Source organism: Luteimonas marina, from assembly GCF_007859325.1.
In the GTDB taxonomy this organism is placed as follows: Bacteria; Pseudomonadota; Gammaproteobacteria; order Xanthomonadales; family Xanthomonadaceae; genus Luteimonas; species Luteimonas marina.
The window spans coordinates 58698-75816 of record NZ_VOHK01000009.1; the positions used below are offsets into that span (position 1 = coordinate 58698).

General features: G+C 72.1%; 14 protein-coding genes. 4 read left to right on the forward strand and 10 right to left on the reverse strand.

The genetic code is table 11. The features are described from left to right. Positions 1-14: 14 nt before the first annotated feature. Positions 15-581, forward strand: coding sequence for a ribosome biogenesis factor YjgA (gene yjgA, locus FQY83_RS16710; protein ID WP_146389313.1), 567 nt, complete (start codon positions 15-17; stop codon positions 579-581). A 179-nt stretch (positions 582-760) separates the two neighbouring features. Here yjgA and tldD read toward each other — a convergent pair whose 3' ends face one another. The 4 genes from tldD to FQY83_RS16730 form a co-directional block, all read right to left on the reverse strand. After that, positions 761-2227 (reverse strand): metalloprotease TldD, encoded by a 1467-nt coding sequence (gene tldD / locus FQY83_RS16715; RefSeq protein WP_146389244.1) that lies wholly within the window; start codon positions 2225-2227, stop codon positions 761-763. Positions 2228-2271: 44 nt separating this feature from the next. Next, positions 2272-6138 (reverse strand): YhdP family protein, encoded by a 3867-nt coding sequence (locus tag FQY83_RS16720; RefSeq protein WP_146389246.1) that lies wholly within the window; start codon positions 6136-6138, stop codon positions 2272-2274. 105 nt (positions 6139-6243) lie between these two features. Next, positions 6244-7734, reverse strand: a complete 1491-nt coding sequence (gene rng / locus FQY83_RS16725) for a ribonuclease G (protein WP_146389248.1) — start codon at positions 7732-7734, stop codon at positions 6244-6246. Then, entirely contained in the window at positions 7731-8318 is a 588-nt protein-coding gene (locus tag FQY83_RS16730; protein ID WP_146389250.1) for a Maf family protein, read from the reverse strand. The genes rng and FQY83_RS16730 overlap by 4 nt, the downstream gene beginning before the upstream one ends. A gap of 122 nt (positions 8319-8440) precedes the next feature. Between FQY83_RS16730 and FQY83_RS16735 the strand changes: the two genes are divergently transcribed. The 3 genes from FQY83_RS16735 to FQY83_RS16740 all read left to right on the forward strand — a co-directional run bounded on the left by FQY83_RS16735 (position 8441) and on the right by FQY83_RS16740 (position 10362). Then, positions 8441-9178 carry an SIMPL domain-containing protein gene (locus FQY83_RS16735; protein WP_146389252.1) on the forward strand — a complete coding sequence of 246 codons (738 nt, stop codon included), beginning with the start codon at positions 8441-8443 and terminating at the stop codon, positions 9176-9178. 3 nt (positions 9179-9181) lie between these two features. Continuing rightward, a complete protein-coding gene (locus FQY83_RS17660) occupies positions 9182-9349 on the forward strand; it encodes a hypothetical protein (RefSeq protein ID WP_158636545.1) in 168 nt (55 codons plus the stop codon). Positions 9350-9663: 314 nt separating this feature from the next. Continuing rightward, positions 9664-10362 carry an energy transducer TonB gene (locus FQY83_RS16740; protein ID WP_146389254.1) on the forward strand — a complete coding sequence of 233 codons (699 nt, stop codon included), beginning with the start codon at positions 9664-9666 and terminating at the stop codon, positions 10360-10362. 109 nt (positions 10363-10471) lie between these two features. Here the strand turns inward: FQY83_RS16740 and rlmH are convergent, their stop codons facing one another. The 6 genes from rlmH to leuS form a co-directional block, all read right to left on the reverse strand. Further along, entirely contained in the window at positions 10472-10942 is a 471-nt protein-coding gene (rlmH, locus tag FQY83_RS16745; protein WP_146389256.1) for a 23S rRNA (pseudouridine(1915)-N(3))-methyltransferase RlmH, read from the reverse strand. 33 nt (positions 10943-10975) lie between these two features. Then, positions 10976-11395 (reverse strand): ribosome silencing factor, encoded by a 420-nt coding sequence (gene rsfS / locus FQY83_RS16750; RefSeq protein WP_146389258.1) that lies wholly within the window; start codon positions 11393-11395, stop codon positions 10976-10978. A 30-nt stretch (positions 11396-11425) separates the two neighbouring features. Next, positions 11426-12118, reverse strand: a complete 693-nt coding sequence (nadD, locus tag FQY83_RS16755) for a nicotinate-nucleotide adenylyltransferase (protein ID WP_238333537.1) — start codon at positions 12116-12118, stop codon at positions 11426-11428. Positions 12119-12320: 202 nt separating this feature from the next. Next, entirely contained in the window at positions 12321-13364 is a 1044-nt protein-coding gene (gene holA / locus FQY83_RS16760) for a DNA polymerase III subunit delta (RefSeq protein WP_146389260.1), read from the reverse strand. A gap of 4 nt (positions 13365-13368) precedes the next feature. After that, positions 13369-13899 (reverse strand): LPS-assembly lipoprotein LptE, encoded by a 531-nt coding sequence (locus FQY83_RS16765; RefSeq protein ID WP_146389262.1) that lies wholly within the window; start codon positions 13897-13899, stop codon positions 13369-13371. A gap of 314 nt (positions 13900-14213) precedes the next feature. Then, positions 14214-16967, reverse strand: coding sequence for a leucine--tRNA ligase (leuS, locus tag FQY83_RS16770; protein ID WP_146389264.1), 2754 nt, complete (start codon positions 16965-16967; stop codon positions 14214-14216). Between the last annotated feature and the right edge of the window lie 152 nt (positions 16968-17119).

A 17119-nucleotide genomic window follows, 5' to 3' on the forward strand; every position in this document is an offset into this window, starting at 1 on the left:
CTTATCCTGATGCGATGAGAGGAAAGGACGAGGACACCGGCGAGTTCCTGTCGCCCAGCCGCAGCCAGCAGCGCCGCGAAGCGCTGGACGTGCTGGCGCTGGCCGCGCGGCTGGTCGCGCTGGAGCCGGGCCGGCTGGCGAAGCTGCCGGTGCCCGAACACCTGCTGCCGCACGTCGCCGAAGCGAAGCGCATCACCTCGCACATCGCCCACAAGCGCCAGCTGGCGTTCCTGGCCAAGCAGATGCGGCGCGAGGACGACGAGGCGCTGGACGCGATCCGCGACGCGCTCGACGCCGGCGGCGAGGCGGCGAAGCAGGAAACCGCCCTGCTCCACCGCGCCGAACGCTGGCGCGAGCGCCTGATCGACGAAGGCGACGGCGCGCTGGCGGAACTGCTGGGTGAATTCCCGCAGGCCGACCGGCAGAAACTGCGGCAGCTGGCGCGCAACGCGGTCGAGGAACGCAACCGCAACAGGCCGCCGCGGGCATTCCGGGAATTGTTCCGGGAGATCCGGGACCTGCTGGGCGGATCGTCCGAAGGCGACGATGGCGCCGACGCGGAAGGGCCCGACGCCCGCTGACCCCGTCATTCCAGCGGAAGCTGGAATCCATTTTCGCTTTTCGCGCTTCCGTTCAAAGGCACAAGGGCAACATGGATTCCAGCTTTCGCTGGAATGACGGGGAGTTTCAGACGCGCCGGCAAGCGCGACGGCTGGCCCGCTTCTCCGAATCACGAACAGCCCATCACCAATCACGGCCTTCAAGCCTTTGTCCCGCCCACCGTGATCTGCGAGATCAGCAGCGACGGCTGGCCCACGCCCACCGGCACGCTCTGCCCGTCCTTGCCGCAGGTGCCCACGCCCTCGTCCAGCGCGAGGTCGTTGCCGACCATCGTCACCCGCTGCATCGTCTCCGGGCCGTTGCCGATCAGGGTCGCGCCCTTGACCGGCGCGGTGATCCGGCCGTCCTCGATCAGGTAGGCCTCGGTCGCGGAGAACACGTACTTGCCGCTGGTGATGTCGACCTGGCCGCCGCCGAAGTTCACCGCGTACAGGCCACGCTTGACCGAGCGGATCATCTCCTCGCGCTCGTGCGTGCCGGCGAGCATGTAGGTATTGGTCATGCGCGGCATCACCAGGTGCGCGAAGGACTCGCGGCGGCCGTTGCCGGTCGGCGCGACGCCCATCAGCCGCGCGTTGAGCGTGTCCTGCATGTAGCCGGTGAGCACGCCGTCCTCGATCAGCGTGGTGCAGCGCGTCGGCGTGCCCTCGTCGTCGACGTTGAGCGAGCCGCGGCGGCCGGGCAGCGTGCCGTCGTCGACGATGGTCACGCCGGGCGCGGCAACGCGCTGGCCCATGCGGCCGGCGTAGGTGGACGTGCCCTTGCGGTTGAAGTCGCCCTCCAGGCCGTGGCCGACGGCCTCGTGCAGCAGCACGCCCGGCCAGCCATTGCCGAGCACCACCGGCATGCTGCCGGCCGGCGCGTCGATCGCCTCGAGGTTCACCAGCGCCTGGCGCAGCGCCTCGCGCGCGAAACGCTCGGGCTTGCCGTCGCCGAGCAGTTCCTCGTAGGTGTAGCGCCCGCCGTAGCCGGCATAGCCGCTCTCGCGGCGTCCGTCCTGTTCGACGATCACCTGCACGTTGAGCCGCACCAGCGGGCGCACGTCGGCGGCAAGCACGCCGTCGCTGCGCGCGACCAGCACCGTGTCCACGCCGCCGGTGAGGCCGACCATCACCTGCTTCACGCGCGGATCGGCGGCGCGCAGCGCGCGGTCGACGCGGCGCAGCGCCTCGACCTTGGCGGCGTTGCCGAGCGCGTCGACCGGATCGTGCGCCGGATACAGCGCGGCCGCCGCGGGCGCGCGCCCCTGCCCCACCGCCAGCGCCTGCGGCGCCTGCGAGGTCCCGTCGCGCGCGATCGCCCGCGCCGAGCGCGCCGCTTCCAGCAGCGCCTCGCCATTGATGTCGTCGGAATAGGCGAAGCCGGTCTTCTCACCGCTGATCGCGCGCACGCCCACGCCCTGCTCGATCGAATGCGCGCCGTCCTTGACGATGCCGTCCTCGACGCTCCAGCTCTCGCGCCGCGAATGCTGGAAATACAGGTCGCCGAAATCGACGCCCGGGCCCAGCAGGGTGCCGAACATGCGGTCGAGCTGGTGCGCGTCGAGGCCGGCGGGCAGCAGCAGGCGGGATTGCGCGACGGTGAGTGCGGTCTGCGGATCGTTCATGCGGCCAAGTCTGGGGCTTGTGGCGGGGATCGCAAGTCCGCCGGTCACTGCTCGCGCGCAGGTACCGCGGCCCCGCGCGCGGCGGCGGCCTGCGGCGCGGCGGCATGGTCGAGCACCTCGACCTTCGGATCCTTCCACGGTCCGGTGACGCGATAGGTCTTCGCGCCCATCTCGCCCAGCGGCCGCTTCAGCATCGCGTTGGCGACCGCGCCGACCGCCGCGCCCACCGGCCCGCCGGCGATCGCGCCCACCGCCGGCAGCAGGTTGCCGGTCTTGGGCAGGACCTCGATGGTCTGGTCGTGGGTCTGCGCGCGCAGGTCGCTGCGACCGCGCATGCGGATTTCCGCCGCCGGCCCGTCGATCACCATGTCGTCGCTGCGCGCGGCGCCCGCGGCGAAGCGCACGCGGCCGCCGACGCGGTCGAAGGCGAAGCCCTTCGAGAAGAAATCGCGGAAGTCCAGCATCAGCCGGCGCGGCAGCTGGGCGACGCTGAGCAGCCCCAGCACACGCCCCGCGCCCGGCTCCACCTCCACCAGGCGGCCGTCCTTGATCGCCAGCGACAGTTCGCCGTGCATGGTGCCGAGCGCGAAATCCCCCGGGCCGCGCGGCCACTGCGCGGAAAAGCGCAGGGTGCCGGTGCCGCCGTCGATGCTCTTGCCGAAGCCCAGGCCCGCCATCAGCTCGCCGAAATCGCGGCTGTCCGCGTCGACCTGCAGCCGCGTGCGCGCCGCATTGCCGCGCCCGGTCCAGGCACCGCTGGCCTCGAGCTGCTGGGTCGGCGAGCGCGCTTGCAGCTGCACGATCTCCAGCCCGTCCGCCGTCGGCCGCGTGCGCAGCGCGAGCTTGCCGAGCGCAAGCGCGCCGAAGCGGAAATCGTCGATGTCGAGCTGCAGCGGCGGCACCTTCGCCGGATCGACCGTCTCGCCGGCCTGCTCCGGCGCGGGCGTGGACGCGGGCGCGCCCGCCAGCGGTTCGGGGACCTGCCAGTGCAGCCGCGCGAAGTGGCCGCTGACCGCGACGCGCGCGTCGCGCGGCACCTGCAGCGTGCCGGCGATCGCCTCGCCCTCGAAGCGGATCTCGGTGCCGCCGGGCGTCTGCGCGGCGACCAGGCGCGTGTCCGCAAAGCGGGTGCCGAGCAGCTTGAGCTGCGCGGCGCTCACGTCGAGGCTGCGCAGCGGCAGTCCATCGTCACCGCCGCTGCCGCCGGACGCGAGCGTGGCCCAGGCCATCGCATCGAGCACCGGCGTGCGGCCGCTGGCCACCAGTCCCGAGGCGGGCGGCGCCTCGGCCACCCGCGAGGCGCCGAGCGCGACGCGCACGCCGGTGCCCGCCGAGGTCGTGCGCGCGCGCAGGGCGAGCCGTCCGCCGAGATCGACGTCGACCTCGCCGCCGTCCAGCGGCAGCGTCGTGGTGATCGTGGTCGGCAGCGTCGCCGACGCCGGCTTCTGCAGCGGTTCGGGCAGGTCGAGCGCGGTGCCGGCGAGGCTGGAGCGCAGCTGCAGCCGCGTCGTCGCCGGGCCGGCCGCGGCCCGCGACGCCTTCGCGACCGCCACGCCCACCCGCCACTGCGACTGGCCGCGGATGTGCGGCGCCAGCCAGCCCAGCCCGGGCGCATGCTGCAGCAGGTCGTCCGCGGTCAGCGCGGCATCGAGATCGGCCTCGAACGCGGACGCGGCAGCGCGCACGTGGCCCTCGCCCGCGCGCAGCGAGAGCGTGCCCGGGCGACCGTCGCGCACCGCGGACAGGCCATTGCCGTCGAAGCCGTGGCGGTCGTAGCGCGCGCGCCCGCGGACCTGTTCGAAGGCGAGCTTCCAGCGCGCATCGGCCAGCGTCGCGCCGTCCAGTTCCACTTCACCGGACAGCGCGGGCTTCGGCTTCGCGTCGCCGCCGTGCAGCGGCAGCGTCATCGCGAACGTCGCCGCCACCGGCCCGCTGGCCGACAGGCTGTCGAGCGTGTCCTCGATGCCCTTGCGCAGCGGGCTCTGGCGCAGCAGCGACAGCAGTTTCCCGGCGTCGCCGCCCGCGGACGCGCGGACGTTCAGCTCGGCCCGGCCGTAGTGCGCGAGGTCGGCCTCGATCGCCCTGACCTCGACGCCCGCGATCGCCCCGCGCCCCTTCACCGAGAAGCCGTCGTTGACGAAGGCGACGTCGCCTTCCAGATGATCCACCGCCGGCCAGTCGGGCTGGAACCGGACCACGCCGTCGGCCAGCCGCGCGTCGGCGTGGAACAGGCCGGCGTGCTGCTTCTGCTGGCGCGTGCTGAAGGGCCAGTCGTCGAGGTCGCCGACGATCAGGGCGCGCCCGTTGCGCACGCGCCCGGCGACCAGGGCCTCGTCGAGCCAGCGCTCGGCCGCGTCGGGCATCAGGTGGCGCACCCAGAAGCGCCGGGCGACCGGCACCTGCGCCTCGTCCAGGGTCGCGGCGAGGTCGATGAACGGGCGCGTGCCGTCGTTCTGGAACCACATCCCGCCGCGCACGTCGGCGGCGTAGCCCTCGCCGTCCACGCGCAGCGCGGGCGTGCCGATGCGCAGGCCCGCGCCTTCGCGCCAGCCGACGACGTCGCCGCGCAGCGTGACCGGATGCGGTTGGCCGAAGCCCGAAGGCCAGTCGAAGCGGACCACCGCGGCCGGATCGGGTTCGAAGCGGAAGCCGTGTTCGTCGCCCGACAGCGTGCCGGCGAGGCCGTCGAGGCCCGGCGTATCGCCGATCGTGGCGAAGCGCAGCGCCTCGACCCGCGCGCGCGCGCGCAGGCGGCCATCGGCATCGCGGGTGAGGACGATGTCGCGCATCGACGCATCCGGCACGGCGCCGAGCAGCCAGTTGCGCAGCCCCGGGTCGAGGCGGTCGCCCAGTGCCAGCGCGGCGACCAGCGGGCCGGCGTCGATGCGCGCGGCGCGCAGCGCGAACCGGCGTCCGCCGGCCATCGCCAGGCCGTCGAGCACCTGCGGCGCGCCCTCGCTGCCGATGCGCAGCCGCGGCGCGTCGACGCGCCAGCCGTCGCCATCCAGCTGCCAGCGCGCCTTCGCTTCCAGCTGTTCGAAGCGCATGCGCGGCGGTGCACGCCCTGGCGCGACCGGCGTGCCGCGCAGCGCGACACCCGACAGCGCGGCGTCGGCGATGACGCGCGTCACCCGCTTCCCGCGCAGGTCCAGCCACACCTGCGCCCGGCCCTGGCCCGCTTCCGCGCCGACGCCGGCAAACTGCAGCAGCGGCGCCCAGGCCGCCAGGTCCGCGCGCATCGCCGCGGCATGGGCGTGGCCGTCGCCGCGGCGGCGATCGATGTCGACCGCGAGGTCGAGCGGCTGCGCCGCCTCGCTGATCCAGGCGCGCGCGGCGGAACGCACGCGGTTGCCGTCGACCTGCAGCCGCAGGTCGATCTTCGGCAGCGTGGCCTCGATGCCGAGCGACGGCGCGTCGATCGTCAGCCGGCCACCGATCACCTGCAGTTCGCCCAGCGACTCCAGCGCCGCGAACGGATCACCCGCCGCGTCTCCGTCGCCCGGCAACCCGCGCACCTGCCAGCGGCCGTCGTCCTCGCGCGCCAGGGTCAGTTGCAGGCCGCGCAGGCGCAGTTCGGTGAACGAGCGCCCCGGCAGCAGGCCGGCATATTGCGACACCAGCATTTCCGCCGCGCCGATGCGCACCGCCTCGTCGCCTTCGCCGACCCGCAGGCCGTCGAAGCGCAGCAGCGGGCCGCGCCGGGTCCACTGCGTGTCGAGCCGGTCGAAGGCCACGGGCCGCCCGGCGCGCTCGCCCAGCCACGCCGCGACGCGGTCGGGATGACGCTCGGCCAGCGGCAGCAGGCGGCTCAACGCCCCCGCGACCAGCGCCATCAGCACCAGCAGCACGGCCACCGCGTACCACGCGCCGCGGCGCGCAAGCCGCAGGCGGCGGCGCAGGGGCGTGGTCATCGGAGGAGCGCCGATGACGGCGCCGTGATTGGTGATTCGTGATTGGTGATTCGTGAAGAGCTCTTGCTTCTTCGAATCACGAATGACGAATCACCCATCACGGCTTCAAAGCAGCACGACATCGAACTGCTCCTGCAGGTACTGCTCGTCCGCCTGGAAGCGGATCGACTTGCCGAGGAATTCCTCCAGCTCCGCGACCGCGGTCGATTCCTCCTCGGTGATGCGCGCGACGACCTTGGGCGAGGCGATCACGAGCAGGCGCTCGGCCTCGAACTGGCGCACCGCACGCACGATCTCGCGGAAGACCTCGTAGGTCACCGTCTCCGGCGTCTTGACCATGCCGCGGCCGCTGCAGGCGTTGCAGACCTCGCTGAGCTGGCGCTGCAGGCTCTCGACCGTGCGCTTGCGGGTCATCTCCACCAGGCCCAGCGGCGAGAAATCGTAGACCGTGGTCTTGGCGTGGTCCTTGGCCAGCGACTTCTCCAGCGTGCGCAGCACCTGGCGGCGGTGTTCGTCGTCGACCATGTCGATGAAGTCGATGATGATGATGCCGCCGAGGTTGCGCAGCCGCAGCTGGCGCGCGACCGCCTGCGCGGCCTCTAGGTTGGTGCGGTACACCGTCTCCTCGAGGTTGCGCTGGCCGACGAACGAGCCGGTGTTGACGTCGACCGTGGTCATCGCCTCGGTCTGGTCGATGACCAGGTAGCCGCCCGATTTCAGCGGCACCTGCTTGTCCAGCGCGCGCTGGATCTCGTCCTCGACGCCGTACAGGTCGAAGATCGGGCGGTTGCCGGTGTACAGCTCGATGCGCTCGGCCAGCACCGGCATGTACTTGGCGACGAAGGCCTGCAGGCGGTCGAAGGTCTCGCGCGAATCGACCTTCACCTTCTCCACGTCCTTGCGGATCAGGTCGCGCACCGCGCGCAGCGGCAGGCTCAGGTCCTCGTAGATGCAGGTCTGCACCGGCGCCTCGAGCGAGCGCCTGCCGACGATGTTCCAGACCCGCGACAGGTAGGCCAGGTCCTCGCCCAGCGCCTCGGCGGGCTGGCCTTCGGCGTTGGTGCGCACGATGTAGCCGAGCGCGGCGTCCGGCAACGACAGTTCCGCGACCAGCCCCTTCAGGCGCGCGCGCTCGGTCTCGTCCTCGATCCGCGCCGACACGCCGATCACGCGCGACTGCGGCAGCAGCACAAGGTAGCGCGAGGGAATGCTCAGCTGCGTGGTCAGCCGCGCGCCCTTGCTGCCGATCGGGTCCTTGACCACCTGCACGATCACTTCCTGGCCGTCGCGCAGCAGTTCGGTCACCGGCCGCGTCGGCGGCGGCACCGGCAGCGCCTGGTCGTCGGACTCGTCGGAGTCAGGGGACTGCGGGCGCACCACGTCGTTGGCGTGCAGGAACGCGGTGCGCTCCAGGCCGATGTCGACGAAGGCCGCCTGCATGCCGGGCATCACCCGCTGCACCCGGCCCTTGTAGATGTTGCCGACCACGCCGCGCCGCCAGCCGCGCTCGATGTGCAGCTCCTGCAGCATGCCGTTCTCGACCACCGCGACACGGGTCTCGCGCGGGGTGACGTTGACGAGGATTTCTTCGCTCATCGCGCCACCCGGAACCCTGTTTCGACGCCGAACCCGCGCAGCAGCCCCGCCGTCTCGTGCAGCGGCAGCCCCATCACGCCGGAGAAACTGCCGTCGAGCCGCACCACGAACCGCTCCGCGCCGCCCTGGATGGCGTAGGCGCCGGCGCGCCCCATCGGCTCGCCGCTGGCGACGTAGGCGGCGATGTCCTCGTCGGCCAGCGGCGCGAACGTCACCTGCGAGCGCGACACCGCCTGCGCCTCGCGCCCGGCCGAGACCAGGCTCACCGCCGAGATCACCTCGTGCGTGCGCCCCGACAGCCGACGCAGCATGCCCGCGGCATCGTCGGCGTCGCGTGGCTTGCCGAAGACCTCGTCGTCGAGCACCACCTCGGTGTCGGCGCCCAGCACCACCGCGCCCGGGACCGCGACGACCTCCAGCAGCCCGGCGCCGGCCTTCTCGCGGGCGACGCGGCGCACGTAGTCCTCCGGCGGTTCGCCGGGTTCGCGATGTTCGGGGACGTCGACGTCGACGATGCCGAAGGTCGCGCCGAGGCGCGCCAGCAGTTCGCGCCGGCGCGGCGATTGCGAGGCAAGATGCAGCATCGCGCAAGGATACCCGCGGGGGACCTCGCGCCGGCCGCGCGGGGCGCCGTAACCCCGTTCAGGCTCACGGGCCGTTCACCGGAACCTGACGACCCTTCCCCCAGCACCTCCCGGAGACCGCCATGTCCCGCACCGCCCCCGCTTCCCTGCTGCTCGCCAGCGTCCTCGCCCTGGGTTCGATCGTGATGACCAACGCAAACGCGCAATCCGCCCCGCCGGCCGTCGCCCCGGCCGACGGCACCCTGCTCTCGGTCTCGGCCCGCGCCGACGCCAGCCGCGTGCCCGACGTGGCCAGCCTGTCCACCGGCGTGGTCACCCAGGCCGCCGACGCCAACGCCGCGCTGAAGGCCAACTCGGCGCAGATGGCCAAGGTGGTGGCGACGATCAAGGCCGCCGGCATCGCCGAGCGCGACATCCAGACCAGCGGCATCAGCATCCACCCGCAGTACCGCTACGCCGAGAACCAGCCGCCCGCGATCACCGGCTACCAGGCCAGCAACACCGTGAACATCAAGGTGCGCGACATCGGCAAGCTGGGCGAGGTGCTCGACGCGCTGGTGTCCAGCGGCGCCAACCAGGTCAACGGCCCGAACTTCGAGATCGACCAGCCCGAGGCGGTCTACGACGAGGCCCGCCAGGCCGCGCTGAAGCAGGCGCAGGCGCGCGCGGACATGTATGCCAAGTCGCTGGGGCTGCGCGTGCGCCGCATCGTCAGCATCAGCGAGGGCGGCGGTTTCCAGCCGCCGGTGCCGGTGATGAAGGCGATGGCGATGGACGCGCGCATGGAATCGGCGCCGGTGGCGCCGGGCGAAACCACGCTCAGCGCCAACCTCGACGTCGTGTTCGAACTCGGGAGGTAGACCATGGGCAAGCCCCGCGACACCCCGGACGGCAAGTCCGGCTATCCGGAAAAGCAGCCGCGCGACCGCGAGGACGCGCGCAAGCCGGGCGCAAGGAAGAAGCCACCGGCCCCGGACGAGGGCGGCCTCGAGCGCGATCCCGAACGCGACGGCACCCACGACGGCGATTGATCGCCGATACCGCGGCCGCTGGATCCCTTGCCGTCATCCCCCGCGAAGGTGGGGATGACGACAGCGGGGAACACGAAAACGTGTCGATGGCGCGGACTGTCAGCGCCTGCCCACCGTCCGTCGGCTCGTCCGCGCCTTCGACTTCCGTCGCATTGCGCCCGCCGTTCGCGCGGGCGTAGCGTGGGCCTGCAGTCGGGTCACGCACCAGTGCGCGGCGCAGGCTCCACCGGGGGTTTCGACCCCACGTCCGCCACTGGCGCGTTCGCAGCCACACGGGTGGCCATCCGGCCGCCGGCAACCAGCGGAGGTGGGCCATGGTGTTGCAGCAGACGCGTTCCGTTCCACGCATTACGCCCCGCAAGGCGCAGTCCTCGCGCCTCGACTTCAACCGCATCCTCGGCATCAGCAGCACGCTGGCGCTGAACGTGCTGGCGCTTTCGATGCTGCTCGCGCCGATGACCCTGCCGGCGCCGCCGGTGGTCGCGGAGCCGAAATCGTCGATCACCGTGGTCGACATCGTGCCGATCCAGCCCGTCACGCTGCCGCCGCCGATCGTGGACATCGTCAAGCCGCCGCCGCGCCCGCAGCCGACGACGCGCGAGACCGTCGCGCCGGAGCCCGTGGCCGACGTGCCGGTGCTGGCCGAGCAAGGCATCCCCTACGTCGAGCCGGTGGCCGATGCGGCGGTCGCCGCCGACGCCGCACCGTCGCTGGAGCCCACCGGCCCCGTCATCGGCATGCAACTGCAGTACGCGAACGCGCCGGCGCCCGCCTATCCGCGCGCGGCGATCCAGCGCGGCCTCGAGGGCACCGTGATGCTGCGGATCCTGGTCGGCGCCGACGGCAGGCCGCTCGAGGTCGGCATCGAGCGCAGCAGCGGGCACGCCATCCTCGACCGCGAGGCGGTGCGCCACGTGCAGCGCAGCTGGACGTTCCGCCCGGCGCTGCGCGACGGACAGCCGGTGCAGGCCATCGGCATCGTGCCGATCGACTTCAGGCTCGGTCGCGGCTGAGAGCGGGCGCAGCGGGCAACGGCCTTCGCCTCGTCGGGGCAGGAGATTCCTCGCTGCGCTCGGGATGACAGACCCGGGTCCCGAACCGGCCGACACCCGGGCGGCGGCGTCAGGCGCGGTGGTAGGGATGGTTCGCCAGCAGCGCCGCGGCGCGGTACAGCTGTTCGGCGAGCACCAGCCGCACCAGCATGTGCGGCAGGGTGAGCGGGCCGAGCGACCACGGCTCGTCGGCGCGCGCCAGCACGTCGGGCGCGTGCCCTTCCGGCCCGCCGACCAGGAAGGCGAGGTCTCGCCCCTGCCCGCGCCAGTGTTCGAGACGCTGCGCGAGCTGCTCGGACGAATGCGCGCGGCCGCGTCCGTCGAGCGCGACGACGTGCGTGTTCTTCGGCAGCGCCGCGAGCACGCGCGCGCCTTCGTCCTGCATCGCGCGCGCGGCGTCGCGGCCCTTGCCGCGCAGGCCGGGCTCGACCTCGACCAGTTCCAGCGGCAGCCAGTGCGACAGGCGCTTGCGGTATTCGGCGAAGCCTTCGGCCACCCAGGCCGGGGCGCGTTCGCCGACGGCGATGAGGCGCGCCTTCATCCCTTCAGGTCCTCCCCTCCGGGGGGAAGGCGGTCACGACCGGTCTTCGTCCGCCGTTGCGGAGACTTCTTCCGGCGGCTGGTCGCCGACCGTCCACAGGCGCTCGAGCGCGTAGAACTCGCGCACGCGCGGCAGCATGACGTGGACCACGACGTCACCGAGGTCGACCAGCACCCATTCGGCCTCGCGCTCGCCTTCCACGCCCAGCGGCTGGCAGTCGAGCTGCTTGGCGTTCTTCACCACCTCGTCGGCGATCGACTTCACGTGGCGCGTGGAGGTGCCCGAGGCGATGACCATGTAGTCGCAGACGCTGGTCTTGCCGCGGACATCGATCTCGACGGCGTCCTTGGCCTTGAGTGCGTCGAGCGCGGCGTGGATCGTCCCGAGCAGGACGTCGGCCGGCGGCGGCGGGTTCGGGAGACGGGTCTTGATGACGTGGGCGGAGCTGGTCAAGGGCGATGGCTCTGGCGGTTGCGGCGGAAATTATAGCGAAGCGGGGGTTGCGGGCCCGTGCAGGCCGTACAGGCCGTGGCGGGCGACATGGGCGGCGACCACGGCGGGCACCAGATCGCGCCAGGGCTCGCCGGCGGCGATGCGGCGGCGCACCTCGGTCGCCGAGCCCGGATGCAGCGGCTGGTGCAGGCGCAGCAGGCGCCCGGCCGGGGCCTCGCGCAGGGCCTGCGGGCCGTCCGCCCAGCGCCCGTCGGTGGCCTCGGCCAGGGCGGGCGGCAGGGGGCCGTCGAGGGCGTTGCCCGGGCGTTCGGCAACGATGAAATGGGCGAGATCGAACAGCACCGTCCACTCGCGCCAGGTCGGCAGGCCGAGCAGGCTGTCGGCGCCGACCAGCAGCGCGATCGGGGCGGCGTCGCCGTATTCGGCGCGCAGGTCGCGCAGGGTGTCGACGCTGTAGCTGGGGCCGTCGCGGTGCAGTTCGCGCAGGTCCAGCTGCAGGCCGGGCTCGCCGTCGAGCACCAGCGCCAGCATTTCGGCGCGCTGCGCGGCATCCGCGCCCGGCGGCGCGCGGTGCGGCGGATCGGCCGCGGGCATGAAGCGGATCGCGCAGCCCAGCGCATCGCGCGCGTCGCGCGCGATCGCGAGGTGGCCGTTGTGCACGGGGTCGAAGGTGCCGCCGTAGAAGACGAGCAGGGAATCGGGGATGAAGGGGCTGGTGGACACGGATTTCAGCCGGTTCCGCCAGCCCGGCGCGGGCCGCCGTCGTCATCCCGGCGAAAGCCAGCTCCGTCATCCCGGCGAAAGCCGGGATCCATTTTGCCGTTGCCGTGGCTGTTGAATGCCAGGATCAAAATGGATCCCGGCTTTCGCCGGGATGACGATGTCTTTTCCATTCCCGACTCCCGACTCCCGATTCCCGGTCGCATCAGGCCACCAGCCCGGCGGCCCTGGGCTCGGCCACCGCGACCAGCAGCCGCTCCAGCGCCAGCCAGGCGTCCGCGGGCTCCTCGCCCACGCGCACGCGGCCCTTGGCGATGCGGTCGACGCCGCCGGCCATCGCCACGAAGCGGTCCCAGCGCGGGGCCGGATGCCGCGACAGCGCGCGCCGGTACACCGCCTGCTTCGAATCCCAGACCCGCTGCGCCTTGAACTCGGCGGCGAGGTTGCCGCCGCGCGCCTGCACCCGCGCCAGCGCGGCGACGCGGTTGAGCTCCATCGCCACCATGCCCATCAGCGCCGGCACCACGCCGCCCTCGGCGCGCAGGCCGGCGAGCATGCGCGCCGCCAGCGCCGGCTGTCCGTTGAGCGCGGCGTCGACCAGGCGGAACACGTCGTAGCGGGCGGCGTCGGCGACCAGCGCGTCCATGCGCGCGGCATCGAGCGTGCCGCCTTCGGCCAGCAGCGCGAGCTTGTCGACTTCCTGCGCCGCGGCCAGCAGGTTGCCCTGCACGCGTTCGGCCAGGCGCTGCACCGCGCCGCGGTCGGCGCGCACGCCGCGCTGGCGCAGGCGCGCCTCCAGCCAGCCTTCGAGTTCGTGCGGGCGGATCTGCGGCGCCAGCACGAGGTGCCCGATCTTCGCGATCGCCTCGCTCCACTTGCCGCCGTGCTGGCGGCCCCAGTCGCCGGCGGTGACCAGCAGGACGACGTCGCCGGGCGGGTTGGCGCAGTAGTCGGCGATGACCGCGGCGCCGTCCTTGCCCGGCTTGCCGGTGGGCAGGCGCAGTTCGATGAGACGCTGGGCGGAGAACAGGCTCGGCGCGCGGAAGGTGGCGTCGAGCGCGTTCCAGTCGAAGTCGCGACCGTCGGCGTCGAACACCTCGCGCTCGCCGAAGCCGGTGTCGCGGGCGCGGACGCGGATGGCGTCCGCGGCTTCCAGCACCAGCAGGGCCTCGGGTCCGGCGACGAGGTAGGCCGGCCGCAGCGGTTCGGCGGCGAGTTGCGCGGCGAGGCGTTCGGGCTTCAGTTCCATCCGCTCATTGCGCGGCCTGCCGGAGCTCGCGCGTGGCCGCATCGATGCGGCGCAGGATCGACGCGGTCATCTCGCGCTGCAGCTCGCGGCCCAGCAGCTCGCGCTCGGTGTCGGTGCCGGTGGAATCGGTCGGCACCGAGATGTAGTCGCGCGACAGCTCGACCGCCTGCTGCGGCACGATCTCGTCGCCGTTGGCGTCGATCAGCGCGAACACCACCGCGTAGCGCAGGGTGTATTCCTGCGCGCGGCCGAACTGGTCGATGCTCAGCGGCGTCGAGGCCCAGTGCTCGGAGCGGATCGCCAGCGTCGCCAGCCGGCCCTCGACGTCGGACTCGCCATCGGACTCGGCGACGCTCGCGCCGGCGCGGTCGAGCGCGCGCTCCAGCGACTGCGTCAGCGGGCTGTAGGGATCGCGCGCGGTCACCCGTACCTGGCCCATGTCCGGCGGCAGCACCAGCGCCTCGCGCAGGTGGAAGCCGCAGGCGGACAGCAGCAGGAGGCAGGCGGCGGCGCAAGCCGGGAGCAGTCGTTTCATGGGCGAAGTCTGGCGGAGGGGCCGGACGCTATCAATAGCGGCCTGTCGCTGGTGTTCAGGCGACGCCGGGACGGGGCCAAGGCCCATCATCAAGCGCCTGTCATTTCGACCGAAGGGAGAAATCCCGCCTCGAACCCGCGTGCGGCCGCTGCCGGGCCGGATCGCACGGTCCGGTCCGCTCGACGCCCCCCCTTCCGGGCGGCGGGCAGGAGATTTCTCCCTTCGGTCGAAATGACAGGCCGGATGACCGGCTTCCGCCGCGGCTGCGACATGTGCCATGCCCGACGGAGACCACCCGGACTTGACGACATGGCCTACCCGGCGACGACGTTGACGATCTTCCCCGGCACCACGATGACCTTGCGCACGGCCAGTCCCGACAGGAAGGCCTGCACGTTCGGTTCGGCCAGGGCGATGGCCTCGATCGCCTCGCGCGATGCGTCGACCGCAACCTCGATGGTGCCGCGCAGCTTGCCGTTGACCTGCACCGCCAGCGTCACCGCGTCGCGCTGGAGCGCGGCCGGGTCGGCCTGCGGGAACGGCAGGTCCTCGAGCAGCGTCTCGGGATGGCCCAGCGCCTGCCACAGCGCGTGGCTGGCGTGCGGGGTGATCGGGTTGAGCAGCAGCACCATGGCCTCGAGGCATTCCTGGCGCAGCGCGCGGCCGTTGGCGGAGGCGCCATCGAACTTCGCCACCGCGTTCAGCAGTTCCATCACCGCGGCGATCGCGGTGTTGAAGCTGTGGCGGCGGCCGTAGTCGTCGCCGATCTTCTGGATCGCCTCGTGCAGCTGGCGGCGCAGGGTCTTCTGCGCGGGCGTGGCCGCCGCGGCGTCGAAGCCGCCGGCCGCGCCGCCCTCGACGTGGCGCTGCACCTGCGTCCACAGCCGCCGCAGGAAGCGCGACATGCCCTCCACGCCGGCCTCGTTCCACTCCAGCGACAGCTCCGGCGGCGAGGCGAACATCGAGAACAGGCGCACGGTGTCGGCGCCGTAGCGGGCGATCATCGCCTGCGGGTCGACGCCGTTGTTCTTCGACTTCGACATCTTCTCCACGCCGCCGATCAGCACCGGCTGGCCGTCGGACCTGAGCTTCGCACCGGTGACGCGCCCCTTCTCGTCGCGCGCGACCTCGACGTCGGCGGGATTGATCCAGTCCTTCGAGCCGTTCGGGTTCTCGCGGTAGTAGGTGTCGGCGATCACCATGCCCTGCGTGAGCAGGCGCGTGGCGGGTTCGTCGCTGTCCACCAGGCCTTCGTCGCGCAGCAGCTTGTGGTAGAAGCGGAAGTACAGCAGGTGCAGGATCGCGTGCTCGATGCCGCCGATGTACTGGTCGACCGGCGTCCAGTACTTCGCGCGATTGTCGACCATGTCGGCCGCGCCCGGCGAGGTGTAGCGCGCGTAGTACCAGCTCGACTCCATGAAGGTGTCAAAGGTGTCGGTCTCGCGCTCGGCCGGCTTGCCGCAGGACGGGCAGGTGGTCTTGCGCCACTCGGGGTCGGACTTGATCGGCGAATGCACCACGCCCGGATTGGCGAAGGCGTCGGCGACGTCCTCGGGCAGCAGCACCGGCAACTGGTCTTCCGGCACCGGCAGCGCGCCGCAATCGGCGCAGTAGATCACCGGGATCGGGCAGCCCCAGTAGCGCTGGCGGCTGACGCCCCAGTCGCGCAGGCGGAAGTTGACCTTGCGCCGGCCGCTGCCCTCGGCCTCGAAGCGCGCGGCCAGCGCGTCGAATGCGGCGTCGAAGTCCATGCCGCTGAAGTCGCCCGAGTTGACCAGGAAGCCGCGCTCGGTCTGCGCCTCGCGCTGTTCGATGCCCTCCAGGTAATCGCGCACCACCGCCACCGCGGCGTCGATCTCGACCACGTCGATCGGCCCGTGCGCGCCCAGCGCGACCGCCATCGGGTCGTCGTGCTCGGCGACGTGCGAGCCGATCTCGGCCAGCGCATCGCGCACCGACGCCGGCACGATCACCGGCTTCACCGGCAGGCCGTAGGCCTTGGCGAACTCCCAGTCGCGCTGGTCGTGCGCCGGCACCGCCATCACCGCGCCGGTGCCGTAGCCCATCAGCACGAAGTTGGCGACGTAGATCGGCACGTCCTCGCCGGTCACCGGATGGATCGCCCACTGGCCGGTGGCCATGCCGCGCTTGTCCTGGGCTTCGAGTTCGGCCTCGGAGACGCCGCCGCGCTTGAGGTCGTCGAGGAACGCGGCCAGCTCGGGATTCGAGGCGGCCGCCTTCAGCGCCAGCGGATGTTCGCCGGCGATGGAGATGAAGGTCACGCCCATCAGCGTGTCCGGGCGCGTGGTGTAGACGGTCAGCGGTTCGTCCTCGCCGTCGACCCGGAAGCGGATCTCCAGGCCTTCGCTGCGGCCGATCCAGTTGCGCTGCATGGTCTTGACCGAATCCGGCCAGCCGTCGAGCGTGTCGAGCCCGTCGAGCAGTTCCTGCGCGTAGTCGGTGATCTTCAGGAACCACTGCGGGATCTCGCGCTTCTCCACCAGCGCGCCGCTGCGCCAGCCGCGGCCGTCGATGACCTGCTCGTTGGCCAGCACGGTCTGGTCGACCGGATCCCAGTTCACCACCGAGTTGCGGCGGTAGGCCAGGCCCTTCTTCATCAGCCGCGTGAACATGCGCTGCTCGTGGACGTAGTAGTCCGGCGAGCAGGTCGCGAACTCGCGGCTCCAGTCGATCGCGTAGCCCAGCGACTTGAGCTGCGCGCGCATGTGGTCGATGTTGGCCCAGGTCCACTTCGCCGGCGCGGTCGCGTTCTTGATCGCGGCGTTCTCGGCGGGCAGGCCGAAGGCGTCCCAGCCCATCGGCTGCAGCACGTTCTTGCCGGTCATCCGCTGGTAGCGGCTGATGACGTCGCCGATGGTGTAGTTGCGCACGTGGCCCATGTGCAGCGCGCCCGAGGGGTAGGGCAGCATCGACAGGCAGAAGAATTTGGGCTTGCCCGGCTGTTCGGTGACCTCGAAGGCGCGGGTGTCGTCCCAGAACTTCTGGGCGGCGCCCTCGACGGCGGCGGGCTGGTAGCTGTGCTCGGGGCTGGCGGGCGATTCGGACACGGCGCGGCGACTGGCTTGGGGAGCCGGACAGCCTACCGCAGTGCAGCAGGAGTCGCCATGCGGAAGGCGAGGGGCAGTGACTTCAAGCCCTTGAAGGGCAAAGACGCTGGATCCCCGCCTTCGCGGGGAAGACGGGCAAAACGGCGTTTGCC